This window comes from Castellaniella sp. (assembly GCF_047971665.1).
Lineage (GTDB): Bacteria > Pseudomonadota > Gammaproteobacteria > Burkholderiales > Burkholderiaceae_B > Castellaniella.
In genome coordinates this window covers 1-19,082 of the sequence record NZ_JBKEAA010000009.1, presented here as the reverse complement: position 1 = coordinate 19,082, position 19,082 = coordinate 1, and the positions used below count along the sequence as shown (strand labels likewise).

14 protein-coding genes are annotated in these 19,082 nt (G+C 66.2%); 13 read left to right on the top strand and 1 reads right to left on the bottom strand.

Annotated elements, in window-relative coordinates; all coding sequences use genetic code 11:
- The 11 genes from murF (at position 1) to lpxC (ending at position 14,620) form a co-directional block, all read left to right on the top strand.
- The gene (gene murF, locus ACK5JE_RS02340; protein WP_416800113.1) at positions 1-2,781 is read left to right on the top strand and encodes a bifunctional UDP-N-acetylmuramoyl-L-alanyl-D-glutamate--2,6-diaminopimelate ligase MurE/UDP-N-acetylmuramoyl-tripeptide--D-alanyl-D-alanine ligase MurF; all 2,781 of its coding nucleotides are present in this window, start codon (positions 1-3) and stop codon (positions 2,779-2,781) included.
- On the top strand, positions 2,771-3,943 hold the full coding sequence (mraY, locus tag ACK5JE_RS02335; protein ID WP_416800112.1) for a phospho-N-acetylmuramoyl-pentapeptide-transferase: 1,173 nt from the start codon (positions 2,771-2,773) through the stop codon (positions 3,941-3,943). Before murF ends, mraY begins: the two co-directional genes overlap by 11 nt.
- Entirely contained in the window at positions 3,940-5,553 is a 1,614-nt protein-coding gene (murD, locus tag ACK5JE_RS02330; protein WP_416800111.1) for a UDP-N-acetylmuramoyl-L-alanine--D-glutamate ligase, read from the top strand. Before mraY ends, murD begins: the two co-directional genes overlap by 4 nt.
- The gene (gene ftsW / locus ACK5JE_RS02325; protein ID WP_416800110.1) at positions 5,550-6,755 is read left to right on the top strand and encodes a putative lipid II flippase FtsW; all 1,206 of its coding nucleotides are present in this window, start codon (positions 5,550-5,552) and stop codon (positions 6,753-6,755) included. Before murD ends, ftsW begins: the two co-directional genes overlap by 4 nt.
- The gene (murG, locus tag ACK5JE_RS02320; RefSeq protein WP_416800109.1) at positions 6,752-7,825 is read left to right on the top strand and encodes an undecaprenyldiphospho-muramoylpentapeptide beta-N-acetylglucosaminyltransferase; all 1,074 of its coding nucleotides are present in this window, start codon (positions 6,752-6,754) and stop codon (positions 7,823-7,825) included. Before ftsW ends, murG begins: the two co-directional genes overlap by 4 nt.
- Positions 7,822-9,228, top strand: a complete 1,407-nt coding sequence (gene murC, locus ACK5JE_RS02315) for a UDP-N-acetylmuramate--L-alanine ligase (protein ID WP_416800108.1) — start codon at positions 7,822-7,824, stop codon at positions 9,226-9,228. Before murG ends, murC begins: the two co-directional genes overlap by 4 nt.
- Complete coding sequence (locus ACK5JE_RS02310) at positions 9,225-10,166, top strand: D-alanine--D-alanine ligase (protein ID WP_416800107.1); 942 nt, start codon at positions 9,225-9,227, stop codon at positions 10,164-10,166. The genes murC and ACK5JE_RS02310 overlap by 4 nt, the downstream gene beginning before the upstream one ends.
- A 13-nt stretch (positions 10,167-10,179) precedes the next feature.
- Positions 10,180-10,983 carry a cell division protein FtsQ/DivIB gene (locus ACK5JE_RS02305; protein ID WP_416800106.1) on the top strand — a complete coding sequence of 268 codons (804 nt, stop codon included), beginning with the start codon at positions 10,180-10,182 and terminating at the stop codon, positions 10,981-10,983.
- Positions 10,980-12,206 carry a cell division protein FtsA gene (gene ftsA / locus ACK5JE_RS02300; RefSeq protein ID WP_416800105.1) on the top strand — a complete coding sequence of 409 codons (1,227 nt, stop codon included), beginning with the start codon at positions 10,980-10,982 and terminating at the stop codon, positions 12,204-12,206. Before ACK5JE_RS02305 ends, ftsA begins: the two co-directional genes overlap by 4 nt.
- 75 nt (positions 12,207-12,281) lie before the next feature.
- Positions 12,282-13,451, top strand: a complete 1,170-nt coding sequence (gene ftsZ / locus ACK5JE_RS02295; protein ID WP_416800104.1) for a cell division protein FtsZ — start codon at positions 12,282-12,284, stop codon at positions 13,449-13,451.
- 245 nt (positions 13,452-13,696) lie between these two features.
- Entirely contained in the window at positions 13,697-14,620 is a 924-nt protein-coding gene (gene lpxC / locus ACK5JE_RS02290; protein ID WP_416800103.1) for a UDP-3-O-acyl-N-acetylglucosamine deacetylase, read from the top strand.
- Between the two features lie 48 nt (positions 14,621-14,668).
- Here lpxC and ACK5JE_RS02285 read toward each other — a convergent pair whose 3' ends face one another.
- Entirely contained in the window at positions 14,669-15,052 is a 384-nt protein-coding gene (locus ACK5JE_RS02285) for a DciA family protein (protein ID WP_416800102.1), read from the bottom strand.
- 100 nt (positions 15,053-15,152) lie between these two features.
- On the opposite strand from ACK5JE_RS02285, the gene ACK5JE_RS02280 reads away from it, so the two are divergent.
- Positions 15,153-16,187: a M23 family metallopeptidase gene (locus ACK5JE_RS02280; protein ID WP_416800101.1), complete on the top strand. Its 1,035-nt coding sequence runs from the start codon at positions 15,153-15,155 to the stop codon at positions 16,185-16,187.
- 93 nt (positions 16,188-16,280) lie between these two features.
- The gene (gene secA / locus ACK5JE_RS02275) at positions 16,281-19,034 is read left to right on the top strand and encodes a preprotein translocase subunit SecA (protein ID WP_416800100.1); all 2,754 of its coding nucleotides are present in this window, start codon (positions 16,281-16,283) and stop codon (positions 19,032-19,034) included.
- The last annotated feature ends 48 nt before the right edge of the window (positions 19,035-19,082 follow it).

Sequence of the window (19,082 nt, the reverse complement as noted above, 5' to 3'; positions counted from 1 at the left end):
ATGTCAGACATCATGGCCTGGCTGGACGAGCGGGTCGAACGCAAGGCGGATCTCTGCCTGGATTCGCGCCAGCTGCGGTCGGGCGACGTATTTTTTGCCTGCCCGGGGATCGCCTCGGATGGTCGCGCCTACATGGATGCGGCAATCGCGGCGGGCGCGGCGGCCATTGTCCGGCAGGCGGGGGGCGACCATCCGTCGCCTCGGAATGTGCCTGTCCTGGAGGTCGAGAACCTGGCTTCGCTGCTGGGTGAGGTGGCGCATCTGTGGTATGGCCGTCCGTCCGACGCGCTGACCGTGATTGCCGTGACCGGCACCAATGGCAAGACCTCCTCCACGCAGTGGATCGCGGCGGCGTTGAATGCCGAGGACATGCCTTGCGGGACCGTTGGGACCCTGGGCGTGACGCTGGCCGATGGCCGCAACCTGGGCGGCGCGCTGACCACGCCGGACGTCCTGACGCTGCATCGCAGTCTGGCGGCCATCGTGCGCGCCGGCGGCGTGGCGGCGGCCATCGAGGCGTCCTCGATCGGGATCGAGCAGGGCCGTCTGGATGGCGTCACCATCCAGGTCGCGGGCTTCACCAACCTGACTCGCGATCACCTGGATTATCACGGCACCGAGGCACGCTACAAGCAGGCGAAATTCGCCCTGTTCGAGCGCCCGGGCCTGCGCGGTGCAGTCATCAATGCCGATGATCCGGCCGGCCGGGAATTGCTGACGGGCGGGACGCCGTGCGGCCATCGGGTGGGTTACAGCCTCGCGCATGACGAGCAGGCCGCCTTCCGGGCCGAAGACATCCAGCATGGCGCCAATGGGCTGGTCTTCAATCTGGTGACGCCTGGCGGCAGCGCCCAGATCCTGACCTATCTGGTCGGGGAACACAATATTTCCAATCTGCTGCTGGTGGCCGGGGTGCTGCGCGAGCTGGGCTGGGGGCTGAGCCGCATCGCCCGGGCGTTGGCCGTGCTGCAACCGGTCCCGGGCCGGTTGCAGGTCGTCTCGGCCCTGGACGGCGGGCGCTCGGCCCGGCCGCAGCCCCTGGTCGTGGTGGATTACGCGCATACGCCGGATGCGTTGGAGCGGGCGTTGACCGCCCTGCGGCCCCTGGCCCTGGACCGTGGCGGTCGTCTGCGCTGCGTGTTCGGCTGCGGGGGCGACCGAGATGCCGGCAAGCGGCCTTTGATGGGCGCCGTGGCGGCGCGTTTGGCCGACGATGTTGTGGTCACCACCGACAATCCGCGCACTGAATCTCCCGAGGCCATCATCGAGCAGATCGTGGCCGGCATGCCGTGTCGCCCCGAGGTGCGGGTGGACCGGGCCGATGCGATCCTGGAGAGCATCTGGAGCGCGGGCGAGCGGGATGTCGTGCTGCTGGCCGGCAAGGGGCATGAGACCTATCAGGAAATCCAGCATGTGCGCAGCGCATTCGATGATCGGGAGTGGGCGCGGTTTGCCTTGACCTGGCAACAGGAGGCGCCCCTGTCCACCGACACCCGCACGCTGCAGCCGGGCACGCTGTTTCTGGCGCTTGCGGGCGAACAGTTTGACGGTCACGATTATCTGGAGGCAGCGGCCCGGGCCGGCGCCTGCGTGGCCATCGTGGCCCGCCGGGTTCCCGATGCCGGTCTGCCCCAGATCGTGCTGGGCGATACCCGTCTGGCGTTGCAGCACGCGGCCACGGCCTGGCGGCGCCAGTTCAGCCTGCCGGTCATTGCCGTGACCGGCAGCAACGGCAAGACCACGACCAAAGAAATGATCGCGTCGATCCTGGCGGCCTGGTGCGGCGAGGCGGGACGGCTGGCGACCCGGGGCAATCTGAACAATGACATCGGTCTGCCGCTGACGGTGTTGCGGCTGATGCCCGCGCATCGTGTCGCTGTCCTGGAATTGGGCATGAATCATCCGGGAGAGATCTCCGTGCTTGCCGCCGTTGCCCGACCCACCGTGGCGCTGGTCAACAATGCGCAGCGCGAACATCAGGAATTCATGAATACCGTCGAGGCCGTGGCGCGCGAGAATGGCGCCGTGTTGCAGGCGCTGCCGGCCGATGGCGTGGCGGTGTTCCCCGCTGATGACGAGTACAGCGGACTCTGGCGTGAACTGGCGGGCGACCGGCGGGTGCGCTGTTTCGGCTTTTCGGACGCGGCCGATGTGCACGCCTCGCAGATCCGGGCCGGGACGGCGCAGACGGAATTCCTGCTGCATCTGGGGGCGGAAACCGTCCCTGTCGTCTTGTATGCGCCTGGGCGTCACAACCTGCGCAATGCCCTGGCGGCAGCGGCCTGCGCCTGGGCGGCCGGCGCGCCGGCGGCGGCCATCGCGTCCGGATTGGCGGGGTTCGCGCCGGTCGGCGGGAGAATGCAGCCCCGGCCGCTGTCCGATGGGTTCCAGCTGATCGATGACAGTTACAACGCCAATCCGGATTCCGTCCGGGCCGCCATCGATGTGTTGGCCGGACTGGATGGCCGGCGCATCCTGGTGCTGGGTGACATGGCCGAAGTCGGCGATCAGGGACCGGCCATGCATGCCGAGGTCGGCGACTATGCCCGCCAGTGCGGTGTGGACGCGCTGTTGACGCTGGGGCCCGCGGCCCGTGGCGCCGCGCAGGCTTTCGGGCCGCAGGCCCAGGCCTTCGATGCTTTTGATGAACTGTTGCCGCATCTGCTGGCCGCGCGCCCGGGTCACATCCTGGTCAAGGGCTCGCGCAGCATGCGCATGGAGCGCGTGGTTCAGGCGCTCGACACGACCGCGTCCGCGCGAGGGAGCGATCATGCTGCTTGAACTGGCCAGCTGGCTGTCCGACGAACATTTCCGCGCCTTTGGCGTGGTGGAATACATCACTTTCCGCGCCTTGCTGGCCTGCGCCACGGCACTGGCCATCGGCCTGCTGGCGGGGCCCTGGCTGATCCGTCGGCTGACGGCGCTCAAGATCGGCCAGGCGGTGCGCAGCTACGGCCCGCAGACACACCTGCAAAAGAGCGGTACGCCCACCATGGGCGGCGCGTTGATCCTGATCGGCATCGGCATCAGCACCCTGTTGTGGGCAGACTGGACCAACCGCTTCGTCTGGGTGGTGCTGTTGGTGACGTTCGGTTTTGGCTGGATCGGCTGGGCCGATGACTACCGCAAGGTCGTGCATCACGACCCCGAAGGCATGCCGGCGCGGCAGAAATTTTTCTGGCAGGCACTGATCGGCGCCGTGGCGGCCGTGTATCTCAGCTTTGCCGTGTCTGTGCCGGCAAACACGGAGCTTTGGCCGTTGTTCCGGGCGTGGATGCTGAGCGGATTTTCCATGCCGCTGCCCGCGCGTGCCGACCTGATCGTGCCGTTCTTCAAGACCGTCAGCTATCCGCTGGGCGTGTTCGGGTTCGGCGCGCTGACCTGGCTGGTGATCGTCGGTACCAGCAATGCTGTCAATCTGACCGACGGGCTGGACGGGCTGGCGATCATGCCCACCGTGATGATCGGTTCGGCCCTGGGCATCTTTGCCTATGTGGTCGGGCGGGTGGACTATTCCAAATACCTGCTGTTCCCCTATATTCCGGGTGCTTCCGAACTGATGGTGATCTGCGCGGCCATCGCGGGCGCGGGGCTGGCCTTCCTCTGGTTCAACACCTATCCCGCCCAGGTCTTCATGGGCGATGTGGGCGCGCTGGCGCTGGGCGGCGCGCTGGGCACCATCGCCGTCATCGTGCGACAGGAAATCGTCCTGTTCATCATGGGCGGCGTGTTCGTGGTCGAGACGCTGTCGGTGATGCTGCAGGTCACCTGGTTCAAGTACACCAAGAAACGCTATGGGGAAGGCCGCCGGATCTTCCGCATGGCGCCGCTGCATCACCATTTCGAGGTGAGCGGCTGGAAGGAAACCCAGGTGGTGGTCCGGTTCTGGATCATCACCATGATGCTGGTCATGATCGGCCTTGCGAGCCTGAAACTGCGATGACGAGCGCCTACGACTTCCCCTCCATCCGGCGCGACGGCCTGACCCTGATCCTGGGATTGGGAGAAACCGGCGTCGCCGCGGCGCGCTGGTGCGCCGCCCGGGGTGCCCGTCTGCGGGTGCTGGACACACGCGAGCAGCCGGGCGGACTGGATGATCTGCGGACCGACGGCATCGACGTCGATCTGCGCCTCGGGGCCGGAGCCATGACGGCCGGGGCGCTCGACGAGGTCCACACGCTGGTGCTCAGCCCCGGCCTGAATCCTCACGAGGCGCCCGTGGCCGGTCTGCTGGCCGAGGCGCGGGAACGGAAGATCGAGATTCTGGGCGAAATCGAGCTGTTCGCCCGCGCATTGGCCGATTTGCGCGCGCAGGGCTATGCGCCCGCGCTGCTGGCGGTGACGGGCACCAACGGCAAGACCACGGTCACGGCGCTGACGCGTCATCTGGTCGCGGCCAGCGGCCGTCGGGTGCGCGCGGCAGGCAATATCAGTCCGGCTGCGCTGGCCAGCCTGAAGGACGCGCTGGATCAGGGCGAACTGCCCGATGTCTGGGTGCTGGAGCTGTCCAGTTTTCAGCTGGAGGCCACTTCCACCCTGGCGCCCGATGCGGCAACCGTGCTCAACGTCACGCAGGATCACCTGGATTGGCATGGTTCGATGCAGGCCTATGCGGCGGCCAAGGCCCGGTTGCTGGACATGGCGCGAATCGCTGTCGTCAACCGCGATGATCCGCTGGTGCGGGAAATGGTCTCCGATCTGGCTGACGAGCGCGTGCGCGGATTCGGCGTGGACGCGCCAGCGTTGGCGGGGGATGGCGGATTGTTGACGCAGCAGGGCCTCGTCTGGCTGGCCGCCGCGCCCGAGGTTGAGGCCGATCCGGCTGTCCAGCCCCCTGTCCGCCGTCGCCGTGCGGTGCGGGAGGAGGCCCCCACCCGGCGTCCGGCTGCGACCGCCCAGGCGCTGATGCCAGTCGAGGCCTTGCGCATCCGGGGCACCCACAATGCGCTCAATGCGCTGGCCGCGCTGATCCTGGGCCGGGCCATTGGCCTGGACTGGGCACCGATGCTGCATGCCCTGCGCAGCTACCGGGGCGAGGCGCATCGCACGGAGTTTGTGCGCGCGATCGCGGGCGTCGATTTCATCGACGACAGCAAGGGGACCAATGTAGGCGCCACGCTGGCCGCGCTGAAAGGATTGGGCCGGCCGGTGGTGCTGATCGCTGGCGGGTTGGGCAAGGGGCAGGACTTTTCTCCGTTGGCGCCGGCCGTGCGCGCTCATGCGCGCACGGTGCTGCTGATCGGCCAGGATGGTCCATTGATCGGCCAGGCGCTGGCGGATTGCGGCGTGCCGTTGCAGTCCTGCGCGACGCTTGAGGATGCCGTGGGCCGGGGCCTGACGCTGGCTCAGCCGGGCGATGCCGTGCTGCTGTCGCCCGCCTGCGCCAGCATGGACATGTTCCGCAATTATGCGCACCGCAGCGCCTGCTTCGTCGAAGCGGTGCGCGCATTGAATGCGCCCGGAGGCGGGGCAGCCTCTGCGGATTGCGCGACGTCTGATGTGTCCGGACGGCATGCCGGCCATGAGGTGGGCGCGTCGGGAGAGATGGCATGAGTGTGCTGGGCACCCTGAGCGAAGGACTGAACACGGTGCGCCCGGGCCGCACGTCCATGCCCAGCGTGGACGTGGGGCTGATCATCGCGGTCAGCGCCCTGGTCCTGTTCGGCCTGCTCATGGTGTATTCGGCTTCGATCGCCCTGGCCGACGGGCCGCGCTATGAAAGCTACGGTCGTTTCTATTTCGTCGGCCGCCACGCCGCATTCATCGTCATCGGTCTGCTGGCTGCGCTGTTCACCGCCAGCATTCCGGTGCGGATCTGGCAGAAGGTCACTGTGCCGTTGTTCGTGCTGGCGTTGCTGCTGCTGATGGTCGTGCTGATCCCCGGGATCGGTCGCGAGGTCAACGGCGCCCGGCGCTGGCTGCCGCTGGGACCGGTGAATTTTCAGCCATCGGAGCTGATGAAGGCCGCCATCCTGCTGTATTCGGCGGACTATGTGGTGCGCAAGCAGGATCATCTGCGCGGTTTCGTGCGTGGTTTCGTGCGTGGTTTCCTGCCCATGGCCGTGGCGCTGGTGCTGGTCGGCATGCTGCTCTTGATGGAGCCCGACCTGGGGGCCTTCATCGTCATCGGCGCCATCGTCGTGGGCATTCTCTTCATCGGCGGGATCAATCTCAGGCTGTTCACCCTGCTGTTGGGCGGGATGATGTTCTGCTTTCTGATGCTGATCTGGCTGTCGCCCTGGCGCCGCGAGCGGCTGTTTGTCTATCTGGACCCCTGGAATCCGGACAATGCCTATGGCAGCGCCTATCAGTTGTCCCATTCCCTGATCGCCCTGGGACGGGGCGAATGGTTCGGTGTCGGCCTCGGCGCGAGCATCGAAAAACTGCATTACCTGCCCGAGGCGCATACCGACTTCATCGTCGCCGTCATCGGAGAGGAACTCGGTCTGGTCGGCGTGCTGTGCCTGATTGCCGTGTTCGCCTATGTCGTGATGCGCGGTTTCGATATCGCCCGTCAGGCCATGGTGCTGGAACGGGTGTTCGATGCACTGGTCGCGCAGGGCGTGGCGCTGTGGATGGGGGTGCAGGCCTTCATCAATGTGGGCGTCTGCGTGGGCCTGCTGCCCACCAAGGGGCTTACGCTGCCGCTGGTGAGCTACGGGGGATCGGGCATCGTCATGAATCTGGCCGCCATCGCCCTGCTGCTGCGGGTGGATTACGAAACCCGGTGCATGATGCGGGGGAAACGGCGATGAACGCGCGCACGATCCTGATCATGGCGGGCGGCACGGGCGGGCACATCATGCCGGGGCTGGCCGTGGCCGAGGTCATGCGCGCCGATGGCTGGCAGGTCTTGTGGCTGGGCGATCCCGACCGCATGGAAGGGCGGCTGGTGCCGGCGCGTGGCATCGATTTGCTGCCGCTGCGTTTTGGCGGTGTGCGCGGCAAGGGTTATGCCGCGCTCCTGAAGCTGCCGTTCACGCTGGGCGCTGCTTGCCTGCGGGTACGCAAACTGCTGCGCGCGCATCGTCCGCAGGTCGTGCTGGGCATGGGCGGCTATGCGGCCTTCCCGGGTGGGCTGATGGCGCGCCTGACGGGCATTCCATTGGTCGTGCATGAGCAGAACGCCGTGGCCGGGACGGCGAATCGCGTTCTGGCGCGTTTTGCCAACCGGGTGCTGTGCGGTTTCCCCGGCGCGCTGCCCAATGCCCTGATGGTCGGCAATCCCGTGCGCGCTGCGGTGGAGTCGATGGCACCAGCGGGCGAGCGCTACGCCGGCCGCCAGGGGCCGTTGCGCCTGCTGGTGGTGGGCGGCAGTCTGGGGGCCGCCCGGCTGAACGAACTGGTGCCCGAGGCGCTGGCGCGGTTGCCGGCCGCAGAACGGCCCCAGGTGCGCCACCAGGCCGGCGAGCGTCATGCCGAGAATGTGCGCCGGGATTATGAGCGGCTGGAGGTGGACGGCGAGGTCACCGCGTTCATCGACGACATGGCCGACGCCCTGAGCTGGGCCGATCTGGTGGTCTGCCGGGCCGGTGCGATGACCGTGGCCGAGGTGGCCGCAGCCGGTGTGGCGGCGCTGTTCATCCCGCTGCCTCATGCCATTGACGATCATCAGACGGCCAATGCCCGTTATCTGTCGGAGTGCGGGGGCGGCTGGATGATGCGGCAGACGGATCTGGACGCCGCCGGGCTATCGGCCTGGCTGGCGGCCCGCCAGCGCCCTGAGCTGGCCGCTGTGGCCGCGCATGCCCGCGAACACGCACATTTGAACGCCGCGCAGTTGATTGCCGATGCCTGCGTCCATAGCCTGGAGGAGTCGGCATGAAGCATCGCATCCGCAACATCCACTTCGTCGGCATCGGTGGCTCGGGCATGAGCGGGATCGCCGAGGTCCTGCTGAATCTGGGCTATTCGATCAGCGGCTCCGATGTCCAGGAAACCGCCGTGACGAGGCGGCTGGCCTCGCTGGGCGCGCGCATCCTGATCGGTCATGCCGCTGAAAACATCCAGGGCGCTGGCGCCCTGGTCACGTCCACCGCCATCCATGGGGACAATCCGGAAGTGCTGGCGGCCCGTGCCGCGCGCATTCCGGTGGTGCCCCGGGCGCTGATGCTGGCCGAGCTGATGCGCCTGAAGCGCGGCATCGCCATTGCCGGCACGCATGGCAAGACCACCACCACCAGTCTCGTGGCGAGCGTGCTGGCGGCGGGCGGTCTGGACCCCACGTTCGTCATTGGAGGCCGGCTGAACGCGGCCGACGCCAATGCGCGGCTGGGGCAGGGCGACTACATCGTGGTCGAGGCGGACGAGTCCGACGCTTCATTCCTGAATCTGCTGCCGGTGATGGCCATCATCACCAACATCGATCTCGATCACATGGATACCTACGGGCACGACGTGGCGCGTCTGAAGAGCGCCTTTGTCGAGTTCACGCAGCGCCTGCCATTCTACGGCAGCGCGGTGCTGTGCGTCGACGATGCCAATGTGCGCGAGATCATCCCGTTCGTGTCGCGACCGGTGACCACCTACGGCATCGACATGCCCGCCCAGGTGCGCGCCCGCGATCTGCGCGCCGACGGCACCTTCATGTGTTTCGAGGTCGAGCGTCAGGGGGTTCAGGGTGCGCTGGAGCCGCTGTCCGTGCGCCTGAATCTGCCGGGCCGGCACAATGTGCTCAATGCCCTGGCGACCATCGCCGTGGCCATGGAGCTGGGCGTGCCCGATGAGGCCATCACCGAGGCGCTGGCGCAGTTCCGGGGCGTGGGTCGCCGCTTCACCCTGGTCGGCCATTTCCCGGTGACGCAAAAGAATGGCGGCGGTTCGTATACCGTGGTGGACGACTACGGCCACCATCCGGTCGAGATGGAGGCGACGCTGGAGGCTGCGCGAGGCGCCTGGCCGGAGAACCGGATCGTGCTCGCCTTCCAGCCGCATCGCTACACGCGCACCAGGGATTGCTTCGAGGACTTTGTCCGTGTCTTGGGCCAGGCCGACGCGGTGCTGCTGACCGAGGTTTATCCGGCCGGCGAAGCGCCCCTGGTCGCCGCCGACGGCCGCGCCCTGGCGCGCGGTCTGCGGGTGGCCGGCAAGGTCGAGCCGGTGTTCGTCGAGGATGTGGCCGACATGGCCGGATCGATCGGTGATTTTGCCCGCGACGGCGACATTGTGATCATCATGGGCGCGGGCTCCATCAGCCGCGTCCCTGCGCAACTTGGGAGTCCATCATGAGTCAGTCATTCGGTCGCGTGGGCGTCCTGTACGGCGGCAATTCGGCGGAGCGGGAAGTCTCGCTGAATTCAGGTGCCGGGGTATGCGCCGCGCTGCGTGAAGAGGGGGTCGACGCACATCTGTTCGACACCGGCGCGCGCAGTCTGGCGGAACTGGCCGCCGAGGGGTTCGACCGCGTGTTCATCGCCCTGCACGGACGCTATGGCGAGGACGGGACGCTGCAAGGGGCCCTGGAACTGCTGCATATCCCCTATACCGGCAGCGGCCCGCTGGCCTCTTGCCTGGCGATGGACAAGATCGCCACCAAGCGGCTGTGGCTGCAGCATGGCCTGCCCACCCCGCGCTTCGAAGAGCTCGCCTGCGATGCCGATCCGTCCGGACTGGCCGAGGCGCTGGGCCTGCCGCTGATCGTCAAGCCGCCCCATGAGGGTTCGACCCTGGGCCTGACCCGGGTCGATTCGGCCAGCCAGTTGCGCAATGCACAGACGCTGGCCTGCCGCTTCGATGAGCTGGCGCTGGTCGAGCAATTCATCCAGGGGCGCGAATTGACGGTGCCGGTCCTGGGAACGGGGGCGGCGACGCGGCCCTTGCCGATCATCGAGATCTTTGCGCCCGAGGGCAACTACGACTACCAGCACAAATATGTGTCCGACGACACCCGCTATGACTGCCCCGCCGACCTGCCGGCCGAGCTGACGCAGCATATCCAGGGACTGGTCGTGCGCGCCTACCGGGCGCTGGGTTGCGAGGGCTGGGGCCGGGCCGACGTGATGCTCGATGAGCAGAACCGGCCCTGGCTGCTGGAAATGAATACATCGCCGGGCATGACGAGCCATTCGCTCGTGCCCATGGGCGCGCGGGCGGCTGGCATGAGCTACGGTCAGCTGTGCGTCGAAATCCTGTCGACGGCGCGCTGCAAGATGCGCCAGACGGCCTGAGGGGAGACCGGACGTGTTCGCCGAAGCCCGCCTGACCAATCTGATTGCCAACCTGCTGGCGTTGCTGGCGGTGTTGTCGATCGTGGTCGGCGCGGTGCTCTGGACTATCCGGCGACCCTATTTTTCCATCAACCGGATCGAACTGTCCTCGGCGACCAGTTCGGCCCTGCAGTACGTCACGCCGTTGAGCCTGCAGACCGCCCTGGCGGGTCAGGTCCAGGGCAATTTCTTTCTGATGGACCTTGATACGGCCCGCAACCGCATCGAAGCCGCGCCCTGGGTGCGGCACGCCATCATCCGGCGTGTGTGGCCGTCCACGCTGCAGGTGCGGATCGAGGAGCAGCAGCCGCTGGCTTTCTGGAACGAGAATCAGATGATCAATACCTGGGGCGAAGCCTTTACGGCCAACCAGGGGGAACTGCCGGATGATCTGGATCTGCCCCAGTTGAATGGTCCGGCGAATTCCGAGCGGTTGGTGGTGCAGCGGTATGCCGAGATCGCCCGCTGGTTCGCGCCGCTGGGCCTGAGCGTGCGCGAGGCCACCCTGACGCCGCGCTATGCCTGGGAAGTCGCCCTGTCCGATGATGTGCGGCTGACCCTGGGTCGCGATCCGGCCGCCGATGCCGCCGATCCTCACGGGCGCTCCGGCGCCCTGCCGTTTGCCGCCCGTATCGAACGCTTTGTCCAGGCCTGGCCGGAACTGACCCGGCGCCTGGGCGGGCGCATGATTTCCAGCGCCGATCTGCGCTATCCGAATGGATTCGCGATCTCCTTGTCTCCTGAACCCTCAGCATCCTCCCAATCGACCAGACCATGACACGTGACATCAAAGACCTGATCGTTGCACTCGATATCGGCACCAGCAAGGTGGCCGCCGTCGTTGCTGAAATCCTGCCCGACGGCGGGTTCGAGGTGCTGGGCCTGGGACAGCACGAATCCGAAGGCATGCGCAAGGGCGTGGTGGTCAATATCGAGTCCACCGTGAACTCGATCCAGCGCGCGCTCGAGGAAGCCGAGCTGATGGCCGACTGCAAGATCCGCGAGGTCTATACAGGCATCGCCGGCAGTCACATCACCAGCTTCAATTCCAGCGGCATGGTCGCGGTCAAGGACAAGGAGGTCACCGCCACCGATGTCGCGCGCGTGGTCGAGACGGCCAAGGCAGTCAACATCCCGACCGATCAGCAGGTGCTGCATGTGCTGACGCAGGAATTCATCGTCGATGCGCAGGAAGACATCCGCGAGCCGATCGGCATGAGCGGCATGCGTCTCGAAGTGCGGGTGCACATTGTCACCGGCGCAGTCAGCGCGGCCCAGAACATCGTCAAGTGCGTGCGCCGCTGTGGCCTGGAGGTCCAGGATCTGATCCTGCAGCCGCTCGCGTCCAGCCTGTCCTGCCTGACGGCCGATGAAAAGGAGTTGGGCGTGGTGCTGGTGGACATCGGCGGCGGCACCAGCGACATCGCCATCTATACCGGCGGCGCGATCCGCCATACTTCGGTGATTCCGATCGCCGGCGACCAGGTCACCAGCGACATCGCTGCCATGCTGCGCACGCCGACGCCGGATGCCGAGGAAATCAAGCTGCGTCATGGCATTGCCAAGCAGGCGCTGGTCGATGCCGAGGAAATGATCGAGGTGCCGGGGCTGGGAGATCGCCCCAACCGCAACGTCAAGCGCCAGGCGCTGGGCGCGGTGATCGAGCCGCGCATGGAAGAACTGTTCGGATTCGTGCAGCAGGTAGTGCGCGAATCCGGCTATGAAGAATTGCTGTCGTCCGGCGTCGTGCTGACGGGCGGGACGGCGCTCATGCCGGGCATGGTGGAGCTGGCCGAGGATGTGTTCCTCAAGCCGGTTCGTGTCGCTGTGCCCATGTACGAGGGCAGTCTGGCCGACGTGATGCGCAATCCGCGCTTCTCGACGGTGATGGGCTTGTTGACCGAGGCGCGCTTGCAGCGCGCCCGCGGCCGCAAGGTGGCGCAACAGAAGGGAACCGTTAAATCCATTCTGGCGCGCATGAAGGAGTGGTTCATGAACTGAGTGGCGTCAAAGCTGCCATGTGCATGAGCTTTTCAGGGGAAGTTATTCGTTTCATCGTATGTGAGGGAGTCAACCATGATGAATTTTGAAATGCTGGACACCAGCAGAAATGGCACCGTGATCAAGGTCGTCGGTGTCGGTGGCGCGGGCGGCAATGCCGTTTCGCATATGATTCATTCGGGCGTGCAGGGCGTGGATTTCGTCTGCGCGAATACGGATGCCCAGGCGCTGATCACCAGCGAGGCGCCGGTCCAGATCCGTCTGGGACGCACAGGTCTGGGCGCGGGCGCCAAACCCGAGCAGGGCAGGGCAGCTGCCGAGACCGCCCGCGAGGAAATCCGCGCGGCGCTCAATGGCGCCCACATGGTGTTCATCACCGCCGGCATGGGCGGGGGCACCGGTACGGGGGCGGGTCCCGTGGTGGCCGAGGTCGCCAAGGAACTGGGCATCCTGACGGTCGGCGTGGTCACCAAGCCCTTCGTTTTCGAGGGCAGCAAGCGCATGCGCATGGCCGAAGAAGGCATCCGCGAACTGTCCCGCCACGTGCATTCGCTGGTGGTCGTCCTCAATGAGAATCTCTATGAGTTGATGGACGAAGACGCCACGCAGGAAGATTGTTTCCGGGCTGCCGACGATGTGTTGCACAACGCCTGCGCCGGGATCGCCGAGATCATCAACGTCGAGGGCAACGTCAACGTCGACTTCGAGGATGTCAAGACGATCATGGGCGAGCAGGGCCAGGCCATGATGGGGACCGCCGTGGCTGCCGGTGAAGACCGGGCCCGCGTCGCGGCCGAGCAGGCGATCGCCTGCCCGCTGCTGGAAGGCGTGGATCTGCACGGCGCGCGCGGCGTGCTGGTGAACATCACGGCCAGCCGTTCCCTGAAAATGCGCGAGACCCGCGAGATCATGGACACGATCGGCAGCTATGCCTCGGCCGACGCCACGGTGATCTTCGGAACGGCGTACGACGAGTCCATGGGCGAGAACCTGCGTGTCACGGTGGTGGCTACCGGTCTGGGCGCGGCCGCCACTCGTCCGCAGCTGGTGCCGAACAATGTCGAGGCGCAGCGCACCGGGACGGACAACATGCCGGTGGGCGTGGGTCACGATTTTTCCGGGACGGAGGTGCCTTCCGTGATTCGTAATCCGCGCAGCCACGCCTCGGCCCAGGTCCGGGCGCTGGAGACGGCGGGCATGGATCATTTCGACATCCCCGCGTTCCTGCGCAAGCAGGCTGACTGATCGGCCCGCTTCGGCGCCATTACCTCACATCGCGGCTGTCGTGGCGCAGTTCGCGGCGCCTGGCGCATCTTCCCCTGCCCCTGGGGGAGGATGCGTCTTCGCTCTTTGATTCCGCTTGTCAGTATTCGCGTCCGACGATCGGTCACATTCGGGCATAGTGGAAAACCCGAATATTGATTACAATGCAAGTGTTTTGGCCATGTGGATGAAATCCGCAGGGCCGTCTTTCCTTGGTCTGGATTCTCATGCTCCTGCAGCGCACCATCAAACAGTCCGTGTCCACCACTGGGGTTGGCCTGCATTCCGGCCGCCGGGTGGTTCTCACGCTGCGTCCGGCTGAGCCCAATACCGGGATCGTCTTTCATCGCGTGGACCTGCCCGAAGTCGTGGATCTGCCCGCGCGCGCGGATGCCGTGGGCGATACCCGCATGGCCTCCGTGTTGCAGCAGGGCAATGTGCGCGTGTCCACCGTCGAGCATCTGATGTCGGCACTGGCGGGGTTGGGCGTGGACAACTTGCATGTCGATCTGGATGCCGAGGAAGTCCCCATCATGGATGGCAGCGCGGGCACGTTCGTCTACCTGCTGCGCAGCGCGGGCCTGCTGGAGCAGGCCGCCCCCAAGCGCTTCCTGCGTGTGCTCAAGTCCGTCGAGGTCCGCGAGGGCGAAGGCCCCTCCGCCAAATGGGCGCGGCTGGACCCGCACGATGGTTTTGCGCTGTCTTTCTCGATTGATTTCCAGCATCCCGCGATCGATTCGACGGCCAACTCGGCCGACATCGATTTTGCCCGGGATTCCTACGTCAAGACCATTGCGCGTGCGCGCACCTTCGGGTTCGCCAGCGAGGTCGAGGCCCTGCGTTCCATGGGGCTGGCGCGGGGCGGCAGCCTGGACAACGCCATCGTCATGGACGAGTACCGCGTCTTGAACGCCGACGGGTTGCGCTATGACGATGAGTTCGTCAAGCACAAGATCCTCGACGCCATCGGGGATTTGTATCTGGCCGGCAAGCCCCTGGTGGCGCGCTATGTCGCCTGCAAGTCCGGCCATGGCATGAACAACCAACTGGTGCGCGCGTTGCTGGCCCGGCAGGATTGCTGGGAACTGGTCAGCTACGAGTCGCGCGACACCGCGCCCGCCGCCTTCACCCGCGACTGGCAATTCGCCTGATTCCAGGCGTTTTCAGTGCCTTGTGCCAGGGCGCACGGCCTGATCCCTTTACGAACGATGGTGGCGCAGCAGTCGGCCAATGGCATCCGCCAACGGGCCAGGCGCCACCTGACGCTCGAGATCCTTGAAGGATCGCAGGGCGTTTTCTCCCAGGGGCTCGGCTTCCCGCCGGGACTTTTCCGTCTCGGTTCGGCCCATGGCGGCATCGATTCGGACGACAATCCGTTCGACAGGCCAGCCTGCGTCGCGGATGCGGCGGGCCGCGGCTTCGGTCAGCTGACGCAGCCGGGCGGCATGCGCGGGGCCGGGAACCATGACGGTGATCTGTGGTCCATCCTTTTTGGCGACCCGGGTCTGATGTGCCAGCGCAGGCGGGAGCGCGCCGGCCAGCACGGCCTGAATGGCCAGCAGTTCGCGCACGGTCCGCATCATGTGCGCACCCTGGGGGTGGCACTCCAGCCATTCCAGGGCCGGAGTGCCGGATGATCGGTTCCGCCGACGCGGTATCGCCATGGACATGAGGAATTTTTGAGTGACGAAATCTACACACACGGGACGAGCGGCGCTCTGGCTGCATTCTAACTCGCGGCTGCTGCGCGGGTTGGGAGGCGTATGCGCCCTGATGCTCGCGGCCTGGGGCGGGGCCCAATGGCAGGCCTGGCGCACGCCGGACCTGGATGCCGGTCATCGCGAGGCGATCGATGCCCGCCTGCGGCAGGATTCGGCGGCGTTGCAAGGCAGCATCGCCGGTCTGGCGGACAAACTGGGCGAGTTGCAGGGCCGTGTACTGGCCATGGAGGCTGTGCGCGCCCGCGTCGCCCAGGCCGCCGGCCTGAACTATACGGCGCCCGAACTCGCTCCCGCCCGCCTGGTTGCCGCATCGGCCGGACAACGCGCCGACCAGCCGGCCGACGGCGATGATGTGCAGGTGCTGGATGATATTCCCGCGCAATCGCTGCCGGCGCCCGTGATCGGTTCGGCGGAACTGTTGGGGCGATCCATCGATGCCCTGGGTCAGCGCCTGGAAACCCAGGAGGATGCCTACACCCTGATGGATGCGGCGCTGTCCCGCCAGACCGGATTCCAGGCCAGCTTGCCGACCCTGGCGCCGGTCGATTATCCCGCGCTCAGTTCCTCGTTCGGCTGGCGGCGCAACCCGGTCAGCGGTCGCCGCTCCATGCACGAAGGCCTGGATTTCGTCGCACCACGCGGCACGCCGATCCGGGCCGCGTCCGGCGGGCTGGTGACGCGGGCGGGCACCTTGCGCGGTTACGGCAAGATGGTGGAGATCGACCACGGAAACGGCCTGCACACCCGCTACGCCCATGCCTCCAGTCTGCTGGTCAAGGCGGGCGACATCGTGCGCCAGGGCCAACAGATCGCCCGCGTGGGCAGCACCGGCCGGTCCACCGGCCCGCACCTGCATTTCGAGGTCCGGATGGCGGACTACCCTCTGGACCCGACGCTGTTCATCCAGGAGGATGCCCGCGCGCGTCTGGCGCTTGGCGCGGAGCGGGTGGCACAGGCCGGGATCCCCGGCGATGCGGGGGGGGCCGCGCTGCGTTAAACTGCAGCGTTTACCTGCGGCCGCCGTCTGGCAGCCGCGCCTCACAATCTTCCGGCGTCCGATCCCCGTTCGGGCCCGCAGCGACGACACGATATGGTTTCTCTGCTCAAAAAAATCATCGGCAGCCGCAATGACCGGCTGTTGAAGCAGTATCGCAAGCAGGTCACGCAGATCAATGCGCTTGAACCTTCCATGCAGGCCCTGTCCGACGACGAGCTGAAGGCCAAGACCGACGAATTCCGTCAGCGGATCGCGGACGGCCAATCAGTGAATTCCCTGCTGCCCGAGGCCTTCGCCGTAGTGCGCGAGGCCAGCCGCCGCGTGTTCGGCATGCGCCACTTCGATGTCCAGATGCTGGGGGCCATCGCTCTGCACAACGGCAAGATCGCCGAAATGCGGACCGGCGAGGGCAAGACCCTGATGGCGACGCTGGCGGTCTACCTGAACGCCTTGAACGGCCGCGGGGTCCACGTGGTGACGGTCAACGATTATCTGGCCCGCCGGGATGCCGAATGGATGGGCCGTCTCTACGGCTTTCTGGGCATGACGGTCGGCGTGGTGGTGCCGCAGCAGGAAAACGAGGAGAAACGCGCCGCCTACCAGGCCGACATCACCTACGGCACGAACAACGAATACGGCTTCGACTACCTGCGCGACAACATGGAATTCCGTCCGGAAGACCGTCGCCAGCGCAGCCTGGCCTATGCCATCGTCGACGAGGTGGATTCGATCCTGATCGACGAGGCGCGCACGCCGCTGATCATTTCGGGGCAGGCCGAGGACAACACCGAGCTCTACATCCGAATGAATGCGGTGCCGCCCCTGCTGACGCGCATGACGCAAGAGCCCAAACCCCAGGAACCCGAGCCCGAGGGCGATTTCTGGGTCGACGAGAAGGCCCAGCAGGTCCACCTGTCCGAGGCCGGCCAGATCAAGGCCGAGCAGATCATGATGCGCCAGGGCATTCTGCCCGAAGGCGAATCCCTGTACGATCCGCGCCACATCTCGCTGATGCACCATTTGCTGGTGGCGCTGCGGGCGCACAACCTGTTCCATCTCGATCAGCAGTACGTCGTCCAGGAGGGCGAGGTCATCATCGTCGACGAGTTCACGGGCCGCCTGATGGCGGGCCGCCGCTGGTCCGATGGCCTGCATCAGGCGGTCGAGGCCAAGGAAGGCGTGCGCATCCAGAACGAGAATCAGACGTTGGCGTCGATCACCTTCCAGAATTATTTCCGCATGTACGACAAATTGTCGGGCATGACGGGGACGGCCGACACCGAGGCCTACGAATTCCAGGAAATCTACGGCCTGGAAACCGTCATCATCCCGACGAACCGGCCGATGGTGCGTCAGGACCAGAACGATCAGGTCTTCAAGACCAACGCGGAAAAATACGGTGCCATCCTGGCGGACATCATCGACTGCCACAAGCGCGGTCAGCCGGTGCTGGTGGGCACGACCAGCATCGAGAATTCCGAACTGCTGTCCAATGCGCTGAAAAAAGAGGGACTGCCCCACGAGGTGCTGAACGCCAAGCAGCACGCCCGCGAGGCCGAGATCGTCGCCGAAGCCGGCAAGCCCGGCCACATCACCATCGCCACCAACATGGCTGGCCGGGGCACGGACATCGTGCTGGGCGGCAGCGTGGACAAGCAGATCGACCTGATGCATGCCAACGCCGGTCTGTCTGCGGACGAAAAAGAGGCACGCATCGAGGCTATCCGCACCGAATGGGTGCCGACCAACGAGGCCGTGAAGCAGGCCGGCGGCCTGCGCATCATCGGCACGGAGCGGCATGAGTCGCGGCGTATCGACAATCAGTTGCGTGGCCGCGCCGGCCGTCAGGGCGATCCGGGCTCCTCGCGCTTTTATCTGTCTCTGGACGATTCGCTGATGCGGATTTTTGCCGGCGACCGGGTGCGTGCCATCATGGACCGCCTGCGCCTGCCGGAAGGCGAACCGATCGAGGCGCGCATGGTGTCGCGTTCGATCGAGTCCGCGCAGCGCAAGGTCGAGAGCCGCAACTTCGACATCCGCAAGCAGCTGCTGGAATACGATGACGTGGCCAACGACCAGCGCAAGGTGCTGTATGCCCAGCGCAACGAGGTCCTGGAAGCGGAATCGGTGGCCGACACGATCACCAACCTGCGCGACGCGGAGATCACGGCGGTGTTCCGCCGCTGCGTGCCCGAAGAAACCATGGAAGAGCAGTGGGACATCCCGGGTCTGCAATCGACGCTGGAATCCGACTGGTCGATCACCCTGCCGCTGGCCAACATGCTGGAGCAGGAACCCAACCTGACTGATGACGACCTGCTGGAGCGGGTGCTGGCCGAGGCCAAGCGCCTGTACGACGACAAGGTCGCGCTGGTCAGCGAGGAGGGCTGGCGGCCTTTCGAGCGCTCTGTGCTGTTGCAGTCGCTGGACACGAACTGGCGCGCCCACCTGGCGTCCCTGGACCATCTGCGCCAGGGAATCCATCTGCGCGGCTATGCACAGGTCGATCCGAAGCAGGCCTACAAGCGCGAGGCGTTCACGCTGTTCTCGGACATGCTGGACCGTGTGCGCAACGAGACGATCAGGGTGCTGATGACGGTGCGCATCCAGTCGCGCGAACAGGTCGAGGTCGAGGAACCGGCATCGCCCGCGCTGGAAAATGTGCGCTACCACCATGCCGACTACGACGCGGCGTTGCGTGGCGAGGATCCGGGGCTGGACGAGCCGCCCGCGCCGGGCCGGAAGGCCGCGACGCCGGCCGGCGCGGTGCCGCGCGTGGGCCGCAATGATCCCTGCCCGTGCGGCAGCGGGAAGAAGTACAAGCACTGCCACGGGCAACTGAAGTAAGGCTTCCTGGGGTGGGTGGAAAGGCCGGGCATTGCGTCCCGGCCTTTT

What these genes read in the sequence shown, in the direction of transcription:
- murF (WP_416800113.1), top strand. Translation starts at nt 1, where the DNA reads ATGTCAGACATCATGGCCTGGCTGGACGAGCGGGTCGAACGCAAGGCG.
- mraY (WP_416800112.1), top strand. Translation starts at nt 2,771, where the DNA reads ATGCTGCTTGAACTGGCCAGCTGGCTGTCCGACGAACATTTCCGCGCC.
- murD (WP_416800111.1), top strand. Translation starts at nt 3,940, where the DNA reads ATGACGAGCGCCTACGACTTCCCCTCCATCCGGCGCGACGGCCTGACC.
- ftsW (WP_416800110.1), top strand. Translation starts at nt 5,550, where the DNA reads ATGAGTGTGCTGGGCACCCTGAGCGAAGGACTGAACACGGTGCGCCCG.
- murG (WP_416800109.1), top strand. Translation starts at nt 6,752, where the DNA reads ATGAACGCGCGCACGATCCTGATCATGGCGGGCGGCACGGGCGGGCAC.
- murC (WP_416800108.1), top strand. Translation starts at nt 7,822, where the DNA reads ATGAAGCATCGCATCCGCAACATCCACTTCGTCGGCATCGGTGGCTCG.
- ACK5JE_RS02310 (WP_416800107.1), top strand. Translation starts at nt 9,225, where the DNA reads ATGAGTCAGTCATTCGGTCGCGTGGGCGTCCTGTACGGCGGCAATTCG.
- ftsA (WP_416800105.1), top strand. Translation starts at nt 10,980, where the DNA reads ATGACACGTGACATCAAAGACCTGATCGTTGCACTCGATATCGGCACC.
- ftsZ (WP_416800104.1), top strand. Translation starts at nt 12,282, where the DNA reads ATGATGAATTTTGAAATGCTGGACACCAGCAGAAATGGCACCGTGATC.
- lpxC (WP_416800103.1), top strand. Translation starts at nt 13,697, where the DNA reads ATGCTCCTGCAGCGCACCATCAAACAGTCCGTGTCCACCACTGGGGTT.
- ACK5JE_RS02285 (WP_416800102.1), bottom strand. Translation starts at nt 15,052, where the DNA reads ATGATGCGGACCGTGCGCGAACTGCTGGCCATTCAGGCCGTGCTGGCC.
- secA (WP_416800100.1), top strand. Translation starts at nt 16,281, where the DNA reads ATGGTTTCTCTGCTCAAAAAAATCATCGGCAGCCGCAATGACCGGCTG.